General features: G+C 42.7%; 3 protein-coding genes. 2 read left to right on the top strand and 1 reads right to left on the bottom strand.

What is annotated here, in order from left to right; translation table 11 throughout:
* Positions 1–92: 92 nt before the first annotated feature.
* A complete protein-coding gene (locus R2S67_RS22615; RefSeq protein WP_317347147.1) occupies positions 93–485 on the bottom strand; it encodes a nuclear transport factor 2 family protein in 393 nt (130 codons plus the stop codon).
* Between the two features lie 810 nt (positions 486–1295).
* Between R2S67_RS22615 and R2S67_RS22610 the strand changes: the two genes are divergently transcribed.
* Positions 1296–1751 carry a hypothetical protein gene (locus tag R2S67_RS22610; RefSeq protein WP_047706361.1) on the top strand — a complete coding sequence of 152 codons (456 nt, stop codon included), beginning with the start codon at positions 1296–1298 and terminating at the stop codon, positions 1749–1751.
* Positions 1752–1754: 3 nt separating this feature from the next.
* Positions 1755–2321 carry a DUF2335 domain-containing protein gene (locus tag R2S67_RS22605; protein ID WP_317347145.1) on the top strand — a complete coding sequence of 189 codons (567 nt, stop codon included), beginning with the start codon at positions 1755–1757 and terminating at the stop codon, positions 2319–2321.
* Positions 2322–2544 lie beyond the last annotated feature (223 nt).

Here is a 2544-nt window from a genome sequence, read left to right as displayed (position 1 = left end):
AGCCACCAAACCTAAATTATTGTGCCATAAACACAAAAGCTAAACTTAGAACCAAAATTGCCAAGCGTTGAGAATCCCTCTTGAACGCTTTGTTATGTGCGTGCCTGCTCTTGCACCACCCTCACCCACTTGGAACGCCACTCCTGCGCTTCCATTGRGTCTGGCCAGAACTCTTTCTGTTTACGGATAAGCCCATTTTCTACCGTATGGAAAGTAATAGCACGCGCCTTTTGAACGCTATCAGTTATAGAWACATCAGTGACTACTGTTTCGCCATCGCAGACGATTGAATGAACGACGAACTCCCAAATACCATTTGCTGGATMGTAAGTGTTGATTGCTGTGAAGTTGTCTCGTCCWACAATAAGCTCACCAGATTGAGGCCAAAACCCTTCAAAATCTGGGCTAAGCCACTCACTTGCTTTCGYGAAATCATTAGTTTTCATTGCGTCCCAAAAAGCTAAGACGACTTCCTTTGAATTCATTATTTCCCTCCAAGCACATAACGCCGCGTTAAGTGGTGAACAACGCTACCACCAAACCTAAACCATTGTACCTTAAACACTTAAGCTAACTTGAACTGAAGTCGCCAAGCGTTGTGAATCCGCCTTAAACGCTTTGTTAGGCGAAGTTTCCCACCAGTGCTTAAGTTATTTTGAAAGCAGGTTACCCGAAACCAAATAAGCAACCAAACACCCACTAACTTTTTGTGATTCAAGAACCATAAAAGCCACTTTGTTTCAGCCGAAGTTTCGACAACCACGAAATACAGACTTTCAGCGATCAAGTTGCTTTTGAGGAAGCGAAACGTAAAGCTGCAAACTTAAATCGAGCACGAAAGCCTCGATTAACTTGCAATTCCCACACTTTGAGTCAGTGAAATTCACAACCAACCGACTGTGAAAACCAATGAGGCAACCCACGAACTTTGGCATGTTTTACGGTTGGAGATATTCAAGAATTTAAACCGACAATGCTGAGTTTCCGACATAGAAAAACGAAAGGCCAAAGAGGAATAAGAAGATGAGAACAAAGAACTTTCCTGCCCGTCGCCTAACGCCGCGTTAAGGGGTGAACAACGCCACCACCTGACCTAAACCATCGTGCCATAATCACAAAAGCCAAACTTCGAACCAAAACTGCCAAGCGTTGAGAATCCCTCTTGAACGCTTTGTTAGAAGCCCCATCGCAAACTTAAGCATTGAAATGAGAGTAAATCTGTTATACTTGTATGTAACTGCGTACAGTTAACAAAACGTTATGCAAGCATGGGGGGACCTATGACCAAGGAGAGTATGAAAAACTTATCAGAACACTATAGCGATTATGTTCAGTCACTGAAAACTATAGTAAAGCAGAATGAGCAAGACAATAGACGGCTCGATAGCCTGAAGCGGGAAGCCGCCATTCAGGAAAGTACTCTGCAACATTACATACATAATTTAAAGCATATACAAGAAATTCAACACTTAGAGTTTCAACGTTGGCAGACTAAAGCTCTTGAGTTAGCAGAACAGCAAAAAAAACTAGAAAAGATTATCGAGCAACAATCTAAGGAACTGGCTATATCAAAAGCCCAACTTGAACATGGTTTAAGAATGATTGATCTCGCTCCTAAATCAACTGTTGCGGATTACTTAGCTAACACAAGTATAAATAAGTCTCTAAGCGAAGCGATTAGTGATGATTGGCAGTATGTAGGAGGCCATTTGGCTCACAGTATGATTAATAACAAAGAGTTTGATTACTAGAAAATGTCAGCTGAAAAAGAATTGAAACCTGAAGACAAAGAAGAACACGTCACGAATGATGCTGTTGAAGAACCAACTGAAACACAACTTACTGAAGTCCAAGAGCTACTAAATCAATTACCTCAAGAAATGCTTGTTGATGCATTGATTGAGCGAAACGAAGGTTCAGGCGGTAAAAATTCGATACAGTTTGAGCAGGCAATTTCGCAACAGTATTCGGGACCCTTGCCTCCTCCAAGCATGCTTGAGGGATACGATAGAGTTCAGTATGGTTTCGCTGAGCGAATTGTTTCAATGGCTGAGCGAGAACAAGAACACAGACATCAACTAGAAAACAGAGGCGTTCAAGGCGCAATAGATAAAGACAAGAGAAGCCAAAACTACGCTTTAGGTATTGTACTTTTCTTAGCGTCTCTGTGTGGTACTCTAATCCTTTCAGGTCACGACATGGCGGGTTCTGTCTTAGGCGGGACTACTTTAGTTGGCACTGTAGCACTATTTATTACTGGGAAACGTGCACCTAAATCGAAGACTGGAGACGAAGAACCAACATCGACAGATCCACAATAGCAATCCTCTATCCTATGCCTCGTTACTAGATAGTTATTCGGGGCTTCTAACGCCGCGTTAAGGGGTGAACAACGCGAGCCACCAAACCTAAATTATTGTGCCATAAACACAAAAGCTAAACTTAGAACCAAAATTGCCAAGCGTTGAGAATCCCTCTTGAACGCTTTGTTATGTGCGTGCCTGCTCTTGCACCACCCTCACCCACTTGGAACGCCACTCCTGC

Origin of the sequence: Vibrio sp. T13N, from assembly GCF_032970445.1 — a bacterium.
Lineage (GTDB): Bacteria > Pseudomonadota > Gammaproteobacteria > Enterobacterales > Vibrionaceae > Vibrio > Vibrio diabolicus.
Note: the sequence above shows the minus strand (reverse complement) of the source record. Positions and strands in the feature narration are given on the sequence as shown.